The organism is Candidatus Pseudothioglobus sp. uisw_142 (genome assembly GCF_059512465.1).
This window is the reverse complement of the sequence record NZ_CM183452.1, coordinates 1,272,847-1,289,039: the sequence shown is the minus strand read 5'-3', so window position 1 is coordinate 1,289,039 and position 16,193 is coordinate 1,272,847. Positions and strand designations below refer to the sequence as shown.

Here is a 16,193-nt window from a genome sequence, read left to right as displayed (position 1 = left end):
ATAATTTTGTAAATTACTGATTAATATCAAAAATTCATACTTGATTGAATTTTTTTGATAATTTAAGTTTCATTTAGAGCGATAATGTATTTATGCATAAGCTCGATGAAAGGGATATCCAAATTTTATCTATTCTTCAAGTAGAGGGAAGGATTACCAAGACTGCACTCGCTGACAAACTGAATTTATCACTTACCCCATCTTGGGATAGGCTTCAAAGACTTGAAGAGGCTGGAATCATTGAAAGTTACGGTGCTAAGCTATCTTCATCCTTTTTAAGTAACTTTCATCTTGTCATTACAGAGGTTGAGTTAGAGAGCCACAAGCAGGGCGAGTTTGCTAGATTTGAAGAGGCCATTATGGAGTTTGATGAGGTCCTCTCCTGTTGGTCAGTGGGCGGGAGCCTAGATTACATTCTGAGAGTATTTGTAAAGGATGTGAGTGATTATCAAGACTTCCTTAAGAGAGTTCTAAAGGCAGACATCGGCATGAGGCGTTATTTCAGTTATGCGGTATTAGATACAATCAAGCACACTGATATGATCTCTGAGACCTTAATCAAAAGATCTGATCTAGCAAAATAAGCTGAAAAAGCTATTTAACTAATAGCTTTCTTGGGACAGCTGATAAACATTCTCCGCCATTACTTCCAACACGAATACTTTCAGTCATCTCAAAACCCCAGTCATCGAACCAGATCGCTGGCATAAAATGAAAAGTCATATTTTCTTCAAGTACAGTTTGATCATTTCCACGAAGACTCATCGTGCGCTCACCCCAGTCTGGCGGGTAACTACAGCCGATGGGATATCCACATCGATTATTCTTTTCATAGCCATATTTTTTTAGCGTTGCAGTAAAGTTATCTGATATTTGTGCACAAGTATTACCTGGCTTAAACATTCCAATCGCATTCTCAATGCACTCATTAATCACTTTTTCAATATCAAGGTATTGTTGCGGAGGCGTTCCTAGAAATAAGGTTCTTGAGCAGGGACAGTGATACCTCGCATAGGCAGCTCCAAGCTCTAAGAACATGCCTTCGTTATTTTTTAGTGGCTCATCATTCCAAGTCATGTGACATGCAGCAGCTTCTTCACCTGCACCAATCAATGGCACAAAAGAGGCGTAGTCACCATAGTGACCCTGATGACCCTTGACTCCAGCATGATAGATTTCAGCTACCAAATCATTTTTTCTCATCCCTGGCTCTGCGACCTGCATAACTCTCTCGTAAACCCCTTCAATGACCTTACCAGCCCTTTTCATGTAGGTAATTTCAGTTTCAGATTTAACAGCTCTTTGCCAGTTAACAAGACCCGTATGATCGCTAAATGTCGCATCCGGAAGTGAGCTATATAAAGATTCAGCAGCTCTGGCTGAGAAATAATAATTATCTTTCTCTAAGCCAATTCTTTTATTGGAGAATCCCTTTTCTTTGAGAATTCCAGCAAGATGCTCCATAGGATGTTTCTCAGGGGTCATCACGTAGTCGTCAGGATAAGAGAGAATATTTTTTAATTCTAGATCTGTAGTGAGTTCAGCGCCCTTTGCGTCAATCCCTCTGCCATACCAAAAAAGATCACCATTTGTTGAAATAACAACACACTGATGAACATAGAATGACCATCCATCATAGCCTGTCAGCCAGAACATGTTGGCAGGATCATAAATTATGAGAGCATCAACATTTGAGGCATTCATAGATTGCCGAACTTTTAATTGTCTTGCTAGATACTCCTCCTTGCTAAATCTTCTTCTCTCTTTCTTCATGACCCCTCCCTTTAAGATATATGTGTAAATGCTTGCTTCAAATCATCTATTAGATCCTCAACATCTTCAATTCCTGTGGAATACCTTACTAGACCTTCAGGAATTCCTGCAGCCTTTCTCTCTTCAGCACTGCACTCCACATGACTTGTCGTCAAAGGAGGGCCGACTACCGTCTCAACACAACCTAAATTCGCTGCCATATGGGCATATTTGAGTTTGGGTAGAAATTTTTTGATTGACTCCAGACCCCCTTTGACAGAAAAACTAAGCATCCCACCATAGCCACCATTCATTTGAACTTTCGCAATCTGATGGCCAGGATGAGATTCTAATCCTGGGTAGTTTACCTGCTCAACTAGTGGATGGTTTTCAAGGAAATTTGCAATTTTGAGAGCGCTCTCATTCTGCCTCTCAACGCGAAGCTTTAAAGTTTTCATACCCCTTAGGAGGCTATAGGCATCCATGGGTGCAAGCGTTGCACCATTGATTTCACGGTAGTGATAAACCTTCTTTACTAAATCTTTGTTGCCACATATGACGCCTCCAAGGGCGTCAGCATGACCGCCAAGATACTTGGAAGCAGAGTGAAGCGTGATGTCGGCCCCTAACAGCAAAGGGTTTTGATTAATAGGAGTAGCAAATGTATTGTCAACAACGACAAGTGCCCCCATTTTTTTAGCCGCTGCGCTTAGTCTTTTAATGTCCGTTATTTTTATGGTGGGGTTTGTTGGTGTCTCCAGATATAGCAAGGTACAACCTTTAGCTATTTCTGCTTCTATCTGCTCATAGTCGCCTGTTTCGCATAGGCTTACAATAATATTAAGTGGGGGTAAAAACTCATTAAAGATAACATTAGTGCCTCCATAGCTGTCCTTGATAGAAACAACACGGTCACCTGGCTTTAAAAAGGTGGCCAGCGTATTGCTAATGGCGGCCATGCCAGAGGCAAAGCTGGTAGCAGCCTGGGCGCTCTCTAACTCCTTTACCTTGTCCTCAAAAGCACGAACAGTTGGATTCGTATTTCTAGAGTAAATATGTCCCTCAGCCTCCTCTAGGGCGACTTTGTGCCATGTATCAATATCTTTGTAAGCAAACGAAACGCTGTGAACAACGGGCACCTGAGTAGAGCGTTCATAAAGCTCATGCTCCTGTTCACCGCTCCAGATACTTTGAGTAGACTTTCCGATTTGTTTTTTATCAAGCATAGCCATTCCTTTAAATTGCATTGAGTTTAAATAAAAATATCTTTTTATTCTATTTTCAAGGCAGCGCTTTAAAAGCCTTTATCTTGATAAATTTGATTATACATCGAGATCGAATCGTTTGACAATCCAAGAAATGTTGACTAAGAAAAAAAACATCATTAAATAAAGTTTTCTGATATATTTCAAACCTTTATTGATGTTAGATAGTTTTGCAACTATTATGAATAGCAATCCCCAAAAAAATCAAGCTGAAAAAGAAAAAAGTGCTATTAAGTCTAATTTAATATGTGTCTTTTCAATCCTATTGTTTGCAATGGGCTTTCCAGCTGCAGAGTACTTATTGGATGACTGGGATGTCGTCAGCGTTATTACCGCTCGAAATGTATTTTCGTTTATTTTAATTTTCTTAATATGGTTATCCATTGAGGGGATTCAAGAGGTTAAATCTGCTAAATGGCTTAAAGGTTTTTTTATTGGGGTCTCGGGATTTGGTATTGGGGCATTTTTGATTCTCTACCTTCAGTCTATTACAACTCCAGTGATTGCGGCATTAGCGGTAGCCACGATGCCTGTATTTGCGGTTTCACTTGAGATGCTTCTCGATGGACGCAAAATGACGTTTTGGTTTTTCTTTGGCGTTGTTTTGGTTCTTTGGGGCGGCTATATTGCTTCTGGAGCTTCATTGGTTGAGAGTAATATTGGATTTGCTATTCTGATTGGGTTTCTAGGGGTAGCACTATTTGCATGGGGGTCTAGAGCAACCGTTAAAAACCTTCCAGGTATGACTACTTTAGGTCAGGTAGCAGTGACATCATTTGGAATGGCCGGGCTTTCAATTGCGTTGTATTTTATTTGCACTATTTTTATGGATTTAACGAACAGCGCCTCATCAATATCACTCAAGCATCTTGGTTTAGTGCTAATCTATGCTTGGCTTGGTCTAGGTATTTCACAAATCTTATGGATAAAGGCTGTGAGTCAGCTGGGTATTGGTATTTCGTCATTTCATTTGAATGCGGTTCCATTCTACGTCATGTTTATGCTGTTTCTTCTTGGTGATCGCTGGATATGGCACCAAGCTGTTGGGGCTCTAATCGTAATTTCTGGGGTCATATTAGCGCAACAAAAGTCTTCGAAGAAAAAAGCAGATTTTTTTGAGCTACCTTAGTTTTGCAAGGATTGCCCTGTCAACCTTGTTCAGATCTTTAAATGTTTTGATACTTGTATAAGACTCTTCTAATAACTTAATAATTCTATCTTTTTGATCATACCCATGCTCAAGGAGTAAGTAACCACCACTATTAAGAAATAATGTTGATTTGTTGATAATTTCTCTAATGTCATTTAGACCATCATCGCCTGAAACTAAGGCCTCTATAGGCTCATATCTTAGATCTTGTAAGTGTGGGTCATGCTCATTAATATAGGGTGGGTTACTAACAATTAAATCAAATGTTTCAGGTGGGACTGGATCAAACCAACTGCCACAATAAAAATCAATATTTTTAGTTGAATTGAGTCTGGCAATATTAAGCGCATCTAATGACAGATCAGTAGCTGAGAGTTTCCATTTAGGACGCTTTTCAGAAATTGTAATTGCAATAACCCCACTACCTGTTCCTAAGTCTAATACATTGAGATTTTTATTTTTATCAAGTAAATTGAGTGTTATGTCTATTAATAGTTCAGTTTCAGGTCGAGGAATAAGGGTTGCAGGTGATACTATAAAATCTAAATCATAAAAGCCTTGACTGCCTTTGATATAGGCAAATGGCTTACCTTTTTTTCTTTGGTCGATATAGCCTAAGAGAACTGATAGTTCAGTATCCACCAGTTGGTAATCTAAATTAGCATATAGCTGCTCTTGGGTTTTGTTAAGCGCCAGACACAACAGTTTAGAAATATCTTCAACATCATTCCTTAGAAAGTCTTTAATTGATTTCATATAAATAATTAGACCAGACTTTGAGGGCTTGTATTAACTGAGATACTTTTTAAGTTATCTTGCACGAGCGATATTATATCAATCAGTGAGTTTTGAAAAATGTTTTATGTTCTATGGGATGATAGCATTATTTATATAAACTAGCGACATGTTAAATTTAGTGTTATTTGAGCCTGAGATTCCTACTAATACAGGGAGCCTTATTCGATTATCAGCAAATATGGGTTCTAATCTCCACCTCATTAAACCATATGGATTTGAGATTAATGATAAGCGATTGAGACGCGCTGGGCTTGATTATAAAGAGTTAGCAAATGTATATGAATACGATAATTTTGATGATTATTTAGATAAGGCTTGTCCAACTAAAATTTATATAGTGAGCACAAAAGTAAAAACGAGTTATGCCGATGTTAAATATCATAGGGGGGATTCATTTCTTTTTGGCTCCGAGACTAAAGGGCTTCCAAAAGAAATAATGGATGAATATGATGGCATCACACTTCCAATGCAAAAAGGCTCAAGGAGTTTAAATCTCTCAAACTGTGTTTCAATAGTTGCATACGAGGCATGGCGTCAACTAGGGTTTGAGACTTAACCTTTTATAGTGATTTCTAGCTGAGTTTAATGAGCTGATAGGCATTATTGAAGTCTCTAATGGAAACCTCATTTTTGCCCGCTAGCTGAACTCTTTTGATGCTTAATAGTCCTCTTCCAGTGGCAATATGGCAAGAGTCCTTTTTCTGCTCAACAACCATTCCAGGGGATTTTGAGCAGCCAATGTTTAATGGTTCAGCATCAATAATTCTAATAACCTTATCTTTAAACTGTTTCGCCTCAGCTTGAGATTGCGCAATAGGGCGTGGATTAAAAGCCCTTATTTTTTGACTGATTGAAAGAGCACTTTGACTCCAGTCTATTTGTGCTTCAGCTTTCAGTATTTTTTTTGCATAGATGGCATCACTCGAATTTTGAGGTAAATGTTTTATTTGATTTATGCTATCTAGAGTCTTAAGAATTAGATGGGCGCCCATAACTGATAAAGACTCTGTTAACGAGCCAGAGGTTTCTGTATTTGAGATAGGGTGTTTATCCTTCAGGAGAATGTCACCAGTATCGAGTCCTTCATTCATCTGCATAATGGTGATTCCTGTTTCGTTATCTCCTGCAATAATAGCTCTTTCAATAGGTGCAGCGCCTCTCCATCGCGGCAGAAGAGAAGCGTGTATATTTAGGCAACCAAACTTTGGCACTTCGAGTATTTCTTTGGTAAGAATCTGACCATAAGCTGCAACAATCATTACATCGGGATTAAGAGACAATAACCTCTTATAATTTTCTGGATGGCTTAATTTTTCTGGCTGTACAACAGTTAAATTATTCTCAAGGGCATAGAGCTTAACTGGGCAAGGATTTAAGACTTTTCCTCTTCCTTTTGGTCTATCTGGCTGACAATAAACAGCAATAATCTCATGATTAGAATTGTGAAGGTGAGATAGTGCTTTGAGCGCAAAATTGGGTGTACCTGCGAAAACTATGCGCATTACTTTATAGCGTTGCGACCAGCTTTAATGGCAATCAGGATTTGCTCAGGAGAGGTTCCACCTATATGATTACGTGATCGAATAGATCCCTCTAGTGAAATCACTTCAAATACATCATTTTCGATAGATGTATCAAATTCTTTTAACTCATTTAAAGTAAATTCACTTAGATCTTTATTTTCTTTGATTCCAAAGGCAACAGCTTTACCGACAACATCATGAGCATCCCTAAAGGCCAAACCTTTTTTGACAAGATAGTCTGCCAGATCGGTAGCAGTGGTGTACCCCTTAATTGCTGATTGATACATATTATCCTTATTGGCTTTAATTGTAGGCACCATTTCAGAAAAAACGCGGAGGCAAGAGTAGATTGTTTCTACGCTATCAAAGAGTGGCTCTTTGTCTTCTTGGTTATCTTTATTGTAAGCTAATGGTTGCCCCTTCATCAAAGTAAGAAGAGCAATTAAATTACCATTAACCCTTCCAGTTTTTCCTCGAACCAGCTCTGGCACATCTGGATTTTTCTTTTGGGGCATAATCGATGAGCCTGTACAAAAGCTATCTGGAAGTGAAATAAATTCAAACTGAGCGCTAGACCAAAGAATGAGTTCCTCGGAGAACCTAGAAAGATGCATCATAATCAGGCTCGCATTTGAGGCAAACTCAATTGCAAAGTCACGGTCACTAACGGCGTCCAAAGAGTTCAAACTGATACGCTCAAAGCCCAAGAGTTCAGCGGTTCGTTCACGATTGATTGGATAACTCGTTCCTGCAAGTGCAGCACTACCTAGAGGCATTGTATTGATTCGCTTAAAGCTATCCTCAAGTCGTTCTTTGTCACGCTTAAACATTTCGAAGTAGGCTAATAGGTGGTGCCCAAAACTGATTGGCTGAGCAGCCTGAAGATGAGTAAAACCAGGCATAATGGTCTCATTTTCTTGTTCAGCAAGATCAAGAAGGGCATGCAGAAGTTTTTGAAGTTCATTCTGGATGCGCTGAACATTATCTCTTAGATAGAGTCTGATATCTGTAGCAACCTGATCATTTCGAGAGCGCCCAGTATGAAGTTTTTTACCTGGCTCACCACAAATCTCTGTTAATCGAGACTCAATATTCATGTGGACATCTTCAAGATCAATTGACCAGGTAAATTCTCCTGAAACGATCTCTTGTTTGACTTGTTCAAGTCCTTTTATAATCTTCTTTAACTCATTACTGGTTAGCACTTTAGCTTCCATGAGCATAGTTGCGTGCGCTATAGAACCTTCAATATCATAGAGCGCAAGGGTTTTATCAAAAGCAACAGATGCGCCAAATATTTTGACAAACTCATCAGTTGGCTCATTGAAACGACCACCCCATAAATGATTTGTTTTAGAAGTCATTCTATTTTTACTCTCTATTAAATACAAATTTAAATTAATGCGTATTATTCCAGCATATGGAAGATAAGTTACTGAAAATGATATAAAAAGCTTTTTTAAGTAGATATTTAAAGTGGATATATTTCAAAGTTTTCAACACAATATTGTCCTAATAGCCCACATTATCAAGAAACACTCGATAAAATATTGGTGAAATTGATATTTTGGAGAAATCAAAGCAGTGCTTAGAATTGCAACACGCAAAAGTCCACTGGCTCTATGGCAGGCAGAGTTTGTTAAGTCAAGGCTAAAGCATTTCTATCCTGAGTTGAAGATAGAGTTAGTAAAAATGACGACTCAGGGTGATAAGATACTTGATACTCCCCTTTCAAAAATTGGTGGCAAAAACCTTTTCATTAAGGAGCTTGAAATTGGAATGATGGAAGGTAGAGCTGATATAGCAGTTCATTCAATGAAAGATGTTCCTTATGAATTACCGGAAGGTTTTGTTGTTGGAGCTATTCTGGAGCGTGAAAATCCATTTGATGCTTTTGTTTCAAATCATTTCAACAGTATTACAGATCTTCCAATTGGTTCACGAGTTGGTTCATGTAGTCTAAGACGAATCGTCCAATTAAAGGCATTGAGGCCAGATTTAGTTATTTTAGACTTAAGAGGAAATGTCAATACCCGCTTACAAAAACTTGATGATGGTGAGTATGATTCAATCATTCTGGCTTGCTCAGGTCTTATTAGGCTTGGTTTTGAGGATCGAATAAGACAGCATCTTAACGCTCAACAATCGTTACCAGCTGTTGGACAGGGCGCTCTTGGAATTGAGGTTAAAGAAAATGATAGTGAAATTATCAAGCTTTTAGAGCCACTCATTCATAAGAAAACGATGGATGAAGTAAGTGCTGAAAGAGCTATGAATGCATCACTTCAGGGAGGTTGCTCGGTTGCAATTGGTGCTTATGCTACAAGCAATGGAAGTAAATTAAACCTCAGAGGCATGGTTGGTAATGTTGATTCTGGAGAAGTGATAAGGGTTGATGAGCATGGAGATTTGAGCCAACCAAAAGATTTAGGCGAACGAGTAGCCAATAAGCTTTTATCTTTGGGCGCAAGAAAACTATTAAGCGGAGTATGATTTGATCTTGTCTGATGAACAACTAGAGCAACTTTTAATAGAGCTTCCTGAATGGCGTATAAAAGATGAAAAACTATTCAGAGTCCTTCGCTTTAAGGACTTTAATAAAGCTATTGAGTTTATGAATCAAGTTGCAATCACTGCAGAGGCAATGGATCACCATCCTGAGTGGTCGAATGTCTACAATAAAGTAGAGATTTATCTAGTGACTCATAGTGAGGGCGGAATAACTCAGCTTGATATTGATTTAGCGAGAGAGATTGATTCTCATTTCAGTACTTTTAAGCTCTAATCAAATAAAGCGTTGACAAAATCTTTTGCATTAAAAGGCTTTAGATCTTCAATTGTTTCCCCAACTCCAATATAGCGAATAGGCAACTTTAAGGAATCTGATATTGAGAATAAGACTCCACCTTTCGCTGTGCCATCTAGTTTAGTGATGGCTAGACCTGTTAAATTAATGGACTTGTGAAATTCATTTGCTTGTTGAATAGCGTTCTGTCCTGAGCCTCCATCAATCACAAGAAGGGTTTCATGAGGCGCATCCTCATTATGTTTTTTAAGCACTCTCTTAATTTTTTCAAGCTCTTGCATTAAGTTATCTTGAGTATGAAGTCTTCCCGCTGTATCAGCAATTAATATATCAATATCTTTAGCAATCGCTGACTGATAGGCATCATACACAACCGAAGCTGCGTCAGCCCCTGTTTTTTGAGCGATGACAGGAATATCATTTCTTTCACCCCATACCTGAAGCTGCTCAACCGCAGCCGCTCTAAATGTATCTCCAGCAGCAAGCATAACTGATTTACCTTCACCTTGAAATAACTTTGCAAGCTTGCCAATAGTTGTTGTTTTTCCAGCACCATTTATTCCCACTACAAGAATGACAAAAGGATTATTAGGGCTTGGCTCTAATAGATTTTTCTTGATTAATAACGACTCTAGTTCCTCCTTAATTAGCTGATAGAGGCTATCCTCATCTTTTAATTCCTTTCTGGATGCTTTTTTTCTGACGACTTCAATTACTTTATCAGTTGTTTGGATTCCAATATCTGATCCAATTAAGAGCATTTCCAACTCTTCAAGAAGGTCTTCATCAATCTTTTTTTTGCCAATAACAAGTGAGGAGAGGCCATCACCAAGCTTTTTTTTGGATTTAAATAGCCTTTCCTTAAGCGAAGTTTTATTTTTTACTTCTTGAGGATCTTGACTTTGAGTTTTTTTAAAAAAATTTAGCATTCTATAAAACTGTATGTTTGATATCAAATTTTACTCTGTGATAAGTCATAAGATAAATTAATGAGTAAATGATAAATAAACTAATCTTTATTAATATCCGACATAATAGCCAGTCAAAAACGGTATTATAATTTATATTTTTTTTGGATTATTATGCTTTGGGTTAAGGCCATACACGTTTTTGGATTTGTTTCTTGGATGGCAGGAATGTTTTACTTGCCTCGGTTATTTGTTTATCACTCGATGGCGGAAGATGCGATCAGCATAGAGCGCTTTAAGGTTATGGAGCGAAAGCTTTATAACGGCATCATGATGCCAAGCTTTATCTTAACCACTATAATGGGTCTCTGGATGCTTCATAGCTATGCCTGGGAGGTTTACAGCAGCATGTATTGGCTTAAGACTAAGCTGTTTCTTGTGGCTATTCTTATAGCGTATCACTTTTACTGTGGTCATCTAGTCGGCGTTTTTGCGGCCGATAAAAATGATAAGCCTCATGTTTTCTTTAGGTGGTTTAATGAATTTCCAGTCGTTTTCCTGATTTCTATTATCGTCCTCGCAGTCGTTAAACCTTTTTAAGGGCTTTTATGAGCATTTCAGAAGATACAAAAGAGTTAAATTCATATATTAATGAACGAGTTGATATTGATTCCGTTGCCACTTTTAAAGGGAATGAGCATATAGTCAAACTTAAGCTTAAATTTGATATTGAAAGCATTAGAGTGGCCCTTGATCATATCAAGTCGACCTCGGAGTTCAAGACTGCTGCGTCTGGTTTTCATGCGCTAGCAATGACGCGAAGAAAAGATGGCACAACAGGTGCCGACAAAGATTTGGTGGGCCGCTACTATACGCGAGTTGATGACAGCTATGAGGAGATAGCCAAAGATGAGCTGGTTGATGAATCTTTATTTAGTGAGCTTGTTGATATCTTTAAGGGAACTTACTTTGAGACAATCTACAAAGAATTAACGGCGCGCTACCCCATTGGAAGAGTCAGAATACTTGAAAAAGATAGCTATAACTGTAATTCTTGGCATAGAGACCCAGAGCCTAGAATTCATATACCCATTTATACTAATCCAGGCTCTTTATTTATAGTCAACCACCACTGTACCCATCTACCTGCTGACGGCTCAGTTTATTTTACGGATACGCGTGGTTACCACACAGCCCTAAATGGTGGTGAGCATCCCAGAACACATCTTGTCGCCACGCTAGCCTATCCTGAGTACCAACCTTAAATCTAACTCTATATGAATCAATACAAAAGAAATAGTAGTCATTCTCGAAAAAATGAATTTAAAAATCTTATTGATTTTAGAAGTGATACCTTAACTCTTCCTTCTAAAGAAATGTTATCAAGCATTCAAGAGGCCAAGATGGGTGACGATGTATATGAGGAGGATGATGAGGTTAATGAGCTGCAGGAATATGCAGCTAACTTATTAGGAAAAGAGGCAGCCTTATTTTTTCCAAGTGGGACTCAAAGTAATTTAACGGCAATGCTCTCACATTGCCAGCGTGGTGATGAGGTGCTCATTGGAAAAAACTACCACACCAATGTTTATGAAGCGCGAGGAATATCTGTTCTAGGAGGCGTGGGAATTTGTCCTATTGAAACTTCTGAGTCAGGGTCGATGGATGTTGCTGACATGCTTGGTGAAATTAAAGATGATGATCCGCATTATGCAGTCACTAAATTACTTTGCTTAGAAAATACTATTTCAGGTAAAGTTCAGCCACAAAATCATCTTCAAGCGCTCGCCAATGCTGCTCATAAAAAAAATCTTAAAGTGCACTTAGATGGTGCCCGCCTATTTAATGCTCATATTTATACGGGTGCCTCAATGGAGAGCTTAACAAACTGTTTTGATAGTGTTTCAATATGTTTGTCTAAAGGCCTTGGAGCGCCCATTGGCTCCTTGCTTGTTTCGAATCAAGTTACCATTGATAAAGCCCGCCGTCTGAGAAAAATGCTTGGCGGAGGAATGAGGCAAGTTGGTGTAATTGCTTCATGCGGAATGTATGCATTAAAAAATAATGTTAAAAGACTTCAGGAGGATCACGATAACGCAAAACTTCTTGCTGATGGGTTATCATCGATTTCAGAGTTATCAGTTGATTATGCTAATAATCAGACCAATATGGTATTTGTCAATTGTCCTAAAGAGCATAGAGAGTCTCTAGAAAAATTCCTATTGGATAGAGAAATTATGATCTCTAATCTGGATAGAGGGCGTTTAGTTTGTCACCTTGGTATAGAGGAAAAAGATATATTATTTGTGATTGATTCTTTTAAAGAGTACTTTAAAAAGACTAACTAAGAATCTGATTTAAAAAGGTTTTTGTGCGTTCATTTTGAGGATTATTAAAGAATTCTTCTGGCGTATTCTGCTCGACAATCTCACCAGCATCCATAAAGATAATTCTATCCGCAACTTGCCTTGCAAAACCCATTTCATGTGTCACACAAATCATTGTCATCCCACTTTTTGCGAGCTCAATCATAGTATCCAAAACTTCTGAGACCATTTCAGGATCGAGAGCAGAAGTTGGCTCATCAAAAAGCATTACTTTAGGCTCCATACATAAGCTTCTTGCAATCGCAACCCGCTGCTGCTGTCCGCCTGAAAGCTGTTCAGGGTATTTATCAGCTTGCTCAGGAATCTTTACTTGTCTAAGAAGTGCCATTGCTCTTTCTTTCGCTACGTTTTGGTCAATACCTCTGACCCAATTAGGTCCCGCCATACAGTTCTCTAAAACAGTTAAGTGGGGAAATAAGTTAAAACTTTGAAACACCATGCCGATATCTTGTCGAATAATATCAATATCTTTCATAGTCTCGTGAAGCTCAACATCAGTGACATGTATCTGACCTTCTTGGTGCGCCTCTAATCGATTAAGACATCTAATTAGGGTGGATTTTCCTGAGCCAGATGGTCCACATATAACAATTTTTTCTTTTGGGTTAATCTCTAGATTGATATCTTTAAGGGCCTGAAAGTCTCCATACCATTTATTGACACCTTTTAAAGAGATGACTGGCTTTTCATTTTTTAAACTATCATTCATAGTCATGTTTTTTGTTGATATTTTCTTTCAATGCGGGCCTGGATCATCTCTAGAATAATGGTTAAACCCCAATAAATCATTGCAGCTGTTAGAAGCATCTCCATGTGCCTAAAATCCCTTTGACCCAGCGTTTTAGCAAGGTACATTAACTCCCATATTCCGAGAACAGAGACCAATGAGCTATCCTTAAGCATTGCAATAAACTGATTTCCAGTTGGTGGAACTATAATTGGGATTGATTGAGGTAAGATGATTTTTCGTAGAATGAGACTGGACTTAAAACCTAAGGCTCTTGATGCTTCCCATTGGCCTTTGGGTATGCTTTGTATTCCAGCACGGAAAATCTCAGTCATATAGGCGCCATAACAAAGTGAAAGTGCTGCAATTCCTGATGGTATAGCATCAACCATAAATCCTAGTTGAGGTAATCCTTTATAAATTAAATACACTTGAAGAAGAAGCGGAAGACCTCTAAACAGGGACGTATAAAAACTGGCGATAGCATAAGCAAAGCCATTATTGGATAATTTAGCTATTGCACCTACTATTGCAATAGCCGTTGCAATAACAATTGATACTGCAGATATATATATTGTGGTAAATAGGCCTTTGGATATCATGAGGCCAATTCTGCTTTGAATGAATGAGAGTTTTAAGTCAAATGAGTATGCAAACGCAAGAAATAAAAGAAATAACTCTATCCAAACAATGAAAATTTGTACTTTTATTCTAGTAAAACTAATCGCAAGTAGATTAAGTACAAAAATTACTGATAAGACAAACGAGACTACAAGTCTTCCAAAAAGACCACTTTCTTCAGGATTTCCAATAACGGGACTAAGAAACTCACCAAAGATTGTGTTGGTGAAATTAAAGGCAAAGAAAAACGCCAATACCGTTACTGAAAGTCCGATAAGGAAAGCTGGCTTATGCAGCGCCTTATCTTCAACAACGGTATCGACGAACATACCTTTTTCTAAAGCTTAAGTAAAACTTTTACTAATAATAACTTTATTAGTATGCAACAGTATAGTCGTTAGAGCTACCATCTGCATTTTTAAACCACTTCATTGAAAGTGTAGTCAAAGTGTAGTCTTTTTGCATTTCTGTAATAATTCTAGCTATCTCAGCATCTAGCTCAGCATCACTATTGCCTTTATCAGTTGCAATTGAAAGGGGCTCAAAGAAAGCATTATCACCCAAGAACTTAATTGGATATCCAGCTTCAATTGCATTTTGAATCATCGGAACAGAGTCAATGATACCGTCATTTCGAATACCTGCGCCTAGGCGAGTGTCATCTAAACAAGCTGAACCGTCAACTAGAGATGTAATAGTTCCAGGAGTTACCTTGTATGTAAATGCTGGAGCATCAAGCATGTCGAGATCTCCTTGAAGATACATTTCCCAAGTTGAAGCTGCAGTTGTACAAATGTTCTTGCCATTTAGGCCAGATAGATTTGTTACAGTTGAATCACTATGAACTGCAAAGGCAGCTGGCGTGTAATAGTATACAGCCGGGAAGTTTAGAACTTCAGAGCGACTCTCAGTTGGAGTCATTGAGCCAACAGATACGTCCCAACGCATATTCCAGTTTCCAGAAGTGATAACATCCCAAGCAGGTGTGATGAAGCGTGCTTCAACACCCATACGTTTGGCAAGCTCTCTTGCAACATCTACATCAAAGCCTTCCATTTCACCCGCATCATTAATGTATGAGAAAGGTGCCCAGTTTGCATCTGTAGCAATCATTAATTCATTATTGTTTTTAATGTAGTCATAGACTACACCTGCTTTAGCAGTCATACCCAGCGATAATAGGGCTACTGCAAAAACAATTGACGACTTTTTAAAGCCTAACTTAATACTCATTTAACTCTCCTTTATATGTTTAAGAATTTAAGAACTTACAATTGTACACATATTTTTAAATGAAACCAGTCCTCAAGGTGGATTAAATAATAAAAAAAGTGAAGCGTTTTATGCTTTGAAAACGCCTGTAGAAAGGTACCTGTCTCCGCGATCACATATGATTGTAACAATCACAGCATTATCAACTTGTTTAGAGAGTTCAATGGCTGAAGCAACAGCGCCACCAGCAGAAATGCCAGAAAAAATACCCTCATGAATGGCAAGATCCCTTGTCGCTTGCTCAGCATCTACTTGAGAGACATCCATAATTCTGTCAACGCGGGATGGCTTGAAAATGGTTGGCAAGTATCCCTTGGGCCACCTTCTAATGCCAGGTATATGAGAGTCACCATCAGGCTGTATACCCACAATTTGAATCGATGGATTTTTTTCTTTAAGGTATTTAGAAACGCCCATAATGGTACCTGTAGTCCCCATTGAGCTTACAAAATGAGTAATTTCACCGTTCGTGTCGTTCCATATTTCTTTTGCAGTGGAAGAGGTATGGGCATTTGGATTATCTTTATTAGCAAACTGATTGAGTTGAAGCCCTTTTCCATTTTGACTCATCTCATTCACTAAATCTCTGGCACCTTCCATACCAAGCTGTTCAGAAACGAGGATTAGTTCAGCGCCATAGGCTGTCATCGCATCCCTTCTCTCTTGCGATAAGTTTTCTTGCATAACAAGAATCATCTTGTAGCCTTTGATTGCTGCAACCATAGCAAGTGCAATTCCTGTGTTTCCACTTGTAGCCTCTATCAAGGTATCTCCAGGCTGAATTTCACCTCTCTTTTCAGCTTCAGATATCATTTTGAGAGCTGCACGATCTTTGACTGAGCCGGCAGGATTATTCCCTTCTAGCTTGCCAAGGATAATATTTGAAGGGTTTGGGTTTAATCTTTGAAGGCGAACTAGTGGCGTTCCACCGACACATTGATCAATTGTTTTGTAGGGCTGTTTGCTCATAAATCTTAGATAGTA

18 protein-coding genes are annotated in these 16,193 nt (G+C 38.5%); 8 read left to right on the top strand and 10 right to left on the bottom strand.

Features of this window, described 5'->3' with window-relative positions; genetic code table 11:
* Window positions 1-92: 92 nt before the first annotated feature.
* The gene (locus tag AC5YGB_RS06615; protein WP_020026131.1) at window positions 93-584 is read left to right on the top strand and encodes an Lrp/AsnC family transcriptional regulator; all 492 of its coding nucleotides are present in this window, start codon (window positions 93-95) and stop codon (window positions 582-584) included.
* Between the two features lie 10 nt (window positions 585-594).
* On the opposite strand, the gene AC5YGB_RS06610 is transcribed toward AC5YGB_RS06615, so the two are convergent.
* Window positions 595-1,773: a M24 family metallopeptidase gene (locus tag AC5YGB_RS06610; protein WP_496137051.1), complete on the bottom strand. Its 1,179-nt coding sequence runs from the start codon at window positions 1,771-1,773 to the stop codon at window positions 595-597.
* Window positions 1,774-1,784: 11 nt separating this feature from the next.
* A complete protein-coding gene (locus AC5YGB_RS06605) occupies window positions 1,785-2,978 on the bottom strand; it encodes a cystathionine gamma-synthase family protein (RefSeq protein WP_496137050.1) in 1,194 nt (397 codons plus the stop codon).
* A 220-nt stretch (window positions 2,979-3,198) separates the two neighbouring features.
* On the opposite strand from AC5YGB_RS06605, the gene AC5YGB_RS06600 reads away from it, so the two are divergent.
* Window positions 3,199-4,146, top strand: a complete 948-nt coding sequence (locus AC5YGB_RS06600; protein WP_496137049.1) for an EamA family transporter — start codon at window positions 3,199-3,201, stop codon at window positions 4,144-4,146.
* On the opposite strand, the gene prmC is transcribed toward AC5YGB_RS06600, so the two are convergent.
* A complete protein-coding gene (gene prmC, locus AC5YGB_RS06595) occupies window positions 4,138-4,923 on the bottom strand; it encodes a peptide chain release factor N(5)-glutamine methyltransferase (protein ID WP_496137048.1) in 786 nt (261 codons plus the stop codon). The genes AC5YGB_RS06600 and prmC overlap by 9 nt on opposite strands.
* Before the next feature lie 148 nt (window positions 4,924-5,071).
* Here prmC and AC5YGB_RS06590 point away from each other — a divergent pair, with 148 nt between their 5' ends.
* Window positions 5,072-5,521, top strand: a complete 450-nt coding sequence (locus AC5YGB_RS06590) for a tRNA (cytidine(34)-2'-O)-methyltransferase (protein WP_065353290.1) — start codon at window positions 5,072-5,074, stop codon at window positions 5,519-5,521.
* A gap of 16 nt (window positions 5,522-5,537) precedes the next feature.
* On the opposite strand, the gene fmt is transcribed toward AC5YGB_RS06590, so the two are convergent.
* Together fmt and argH are read right to left on the bottom strand one after the other, a co-directional pair.
* Window positions 5,538-6,467 carry a methionyl-tRNA formyltransferase gene (fmt, locus tag AC5YGB_RS06585; RefSeq protein ID WP_496137047.1) on the bottom strand — a complete coding sequence of 310 codons (930 nt, stop codon included), beginning with the start codon at window positions 6,465-6,467 and terminating at the stop codon, window positions 5,538-5,540.
* A complete protein-coding gene (gene argH / locus AC5YGB_RS06580) occupies window positions 6,467-7,852 on the bottom strand; it encodes an argininosuccinate lyase (RefSeq protein WP_496137046.1) in 1,386 nt (461 codons plus the stop codon). The genes fmt and argH overlap by 1 nt, the downstream gene beginning before the upstream one ends.
* A gap of 220 nt (window positions 7,853-8,072) precedes the next feature.
* Here argH and hemC point away from each other — a divergent pair, with 220 nt between their 5' ends.
* Window positions 8,073-8,981 (top strand): hydroxymethylbilane synthase, encoded by a 909-nt coding sequence (hemC, locus tag AC5YGB_RS06575; protein WP_496137045.1) that lies wholly within the window; start codon window positions 8,073-8,075, stop codon window positions 8,979-8,981.
* A 7-nt stretch (window positions 8,982-8,988) separates the two neighbouring features.
* Complete coding sequence (locus AC5YGB_RS06570) at window positions 8,989-9,273, top strand: 4a-hydroxytetrahydrobiopterin dehydratase (RefSeq protein ID WP_496137044.1); 285 nt, start codon at window positions 8,989-8,991, stop codon at window positions 9,271-9,273.
* On the opposite strand, the gene ftsY is transcribed toward AC5YGB_RS06570, so the two are convergent.
* The gene (ftsY, locus tag AC5YGB_RS06565; RefSeq protein ID WP_496137043.1) at window positions 9,270-10,223 is read right to left on the bottom strand and encodes a signal recognition particle-docking protein FtsY; all 954 of its coding nucleotides are present in this window, start codon (window positions 10,221-10,223) and stop codon (window positions 9,270-9,272) included. The genes AC5YGB_RS06570 and ftsY overlap by 4 nt on opposite strands.
* Before the next feature lie 153 nt (window positions 10,224-10,376).
* On the opposite strand from ftsY, the gene AC5YGB_RS06560 reads away from it, so the two are divergent.
* The 3 genes from AC5YGB_RS06560 to ltaE are packed head-to-tail and all read left to right on the top strand — an operon-like array spanning window position 10,377 to window position 12,550.
* Window positions 10,377-10,802: a HemJ family protein gene (locus tag AC5YGB_RS06560; protein WP_496137042.1), complete on the top strand. Its 426-nt coding sequence runs from the start codon at window positions 10,377-10,379 to the stop codon at window positions 10,800-10,802.
* 8 nt (window positions 10,803-10,810) lie between these two features.
* Window positions 10,811-11,467, top strand: coding sequence for a hypothetical protein (locus tag AC5YGB_RS06555; protein WP_496137041.1), 657 nt, complete (start codon window positions 10,811-10,813; stop codon window positions 11,465-11,467).
* A 12-nt stretch (window positions 11,468-11,479) separates the two neighbouring features.
* A complete protein-coding gene (gene ltaE, locus AC5YGB_RS06550; RefSeq protein WP_496137040.1) occupies window positions 11,480-12,550 on the top strand; it encodes a low-specificity L-threonine aldolase in 1,071 nt (356 codons plus the stop codon).
* Here the strand turns inward: ltaE and AC5YGB_RS06545 are convergent.
* From AC5YGB_RS06545 to cysM, 4 genes are all read right to left on the bottom strand, one after another.
* On the bottom strand, window positions 12,543-13,298 hold the full coding sequence (locus AC5YGB_RS06545) for an ATP-binding cassette domain-containing protein (protein ID WP_496137039.1): 756 nt from the start codon (window positions 13,296-13,298) through the stop codon (window positions 12,543-12,545). The two genes, ltaE and AC5YGB_RS06545, sit on opposite strands and share 8 nt — an antisense overlap.
* A 2-nt stretch (window positions 13,299-13,300) precedes the next feature.
* The gene (locus AC5YGB_RS06540) at window positions 13,301-14,266 is read right to left on the bottom strand and encodes an ABC transporter permease subunit (protein ID WP_496137038.1); all 966 of its coding nucleotides are present in this window, start codon (window positions 14,264-14,266) and stop codon (window positions 13,301-13,303) included.
* 46 nt (window positions 14,267-14,312) lie between these two features.
* Entirely contained in the window at window positions 14,313-15,170 is an 858-nt protein-coding gene (locus AC5YGB_RS06535) for a transporter substrate-binding domain-containing protein (RefSeq protein WP_496137037.1), read from the bottom strand.
* A gap of 108 nt (window positions 15,171-15,278) precedes the next feature.
* Window positions 15,279-16,178, bottom strand: coding sequence for a cysteine synthase CysM (cysM, locus tag AC5YGB_RS06530; protein WP_496137036.1), 900 nt, complete (start codon window positions 16,176-16,178; stop codon window positions 15,279-15,281).
* Window positions 16,179-16,193 lie beyond the last annotated feature (15 nt).

What these genes read in the sequence shown, in the direction of transcription:
- cysM (WP_496137036.1), bottom strand. Translation starts at nt 16,178, where the DNA reads ATGAGCAAACAGCCCTACAAAACAATTGATCAATGTGTCGGTGGAACG.
- argH (WP_496137046.1), bottom strand. Translation starts at nt 7,852, where the DNA reads ATGACTTCTAAAACAAATCATTTATGGGGTGGTCGTTTCAATGAGCCA.
- AC5YGB_RS06610 (WP_496137051.1), bottom strand. Translation starts at nt 1,773, where the DNA reads ATGAAGAAAGAGAGAAGAAGATTTAGCAAGGAGGAGTATCTAGCAAGA.
- AC5YGB_RS06600 (WP_496137049.1), top strand. Translation starts at nt 3,199, where the DNA reads ATGAATAGCAATCCCCAAAAAAATCAAGCTGAAAAAGAAAAAAGTGCT.
- AC5YGB_RS06590 (WP_065353290.1), top strand. Translation starts at nt 5,072, where the DNA reads ATGTTAAATTTAGTGTTATTTGAGCCTGAGATTCCTACTAATACAGGG.
- AC5YGB_RS06615 (WP_020026131.1), top strand. Translation starts at nt 93, where the DNA reads ATGCATAAGCTCGATGAAAGGGATATCCAAATTTTATCTATTCTTCAA.
- ftsY (WP_496137043.1), bottom strand. Translation starts at nt 10,223, where the DNA reads ATGCTAAATTTTTTTAAAAAAACTCAAAGTCAAGATCCTCAAGAAGTA.
- ltaE (WP_496137040.1), top strand. Translation starts at nt 11,480, where the DNA reads ATGAATCAATACAAAAGAAATAGTAGTCATTCTCGAAAAAATGAATTT.
- prmC (WP_496137048.1), bottom strand. Translation starts at nt 4,923, where the DNA reads ATGAAATCAATTAAAGACTTTCTAAGGAATGATGTTGAAGATATTTCT.
- AC5YGB_RS06535 (WP_496137037.1), bottom strand. Translation starts at nt 15,170, where the DNA reads ATGAGTATTAAGTTAGGCTTTAAAAAGTCGTCAATTGTTTTTGCAGTA.
- AC5YGB_RS06560 (WP_496137042.1), top strand. Translation starts at nt 10,377, where the DNA reads ATGCTTTGGGTTAAGGCCATACACGTTTTTGGATTTGTTTCTTGGATG.
- AC5YGB_RS06545 (WP_496137039.1), bottom strand. Translation starts at nt 13,298, where the DNA reads ATGAATGATAGTTTAAAAAATGAAAAGCCAGTCATCTCTTTAAAAGGT.
- AC5YGB_RS06605 (WP_496137050.1), bottom strand. Translation starts at nt 2,978, where the DNA reads ATGCTTGATAAAAAACAAATCGGAAAGTCTACTCAAAGTATCTGGAGC.
- AC5YGB_RS06540 (WP_496137038.1), bottom strand. Translation starts at nt 14,266, where the DNA reads ATGTTCGTCGATACCGTTGTTGAAGATAAGGCGCTGCATAAGCCAGCT.
- fmt (WP_496137047.1), bottom strand. Translation starts at nt 6,467, where the DNA reads ATGCGCATAGTTTTCGCAGGTACACCCAATTTTGCGCTCAAAGCACTA.
- AC5YGB_RS06555 (WP_496137041.1), top strand. Translation starts at nt 10,811, where the DNA reads ATGAGCATTTCAGAAGATACAAAAGAGTTAAATTCATATATTAATGAA.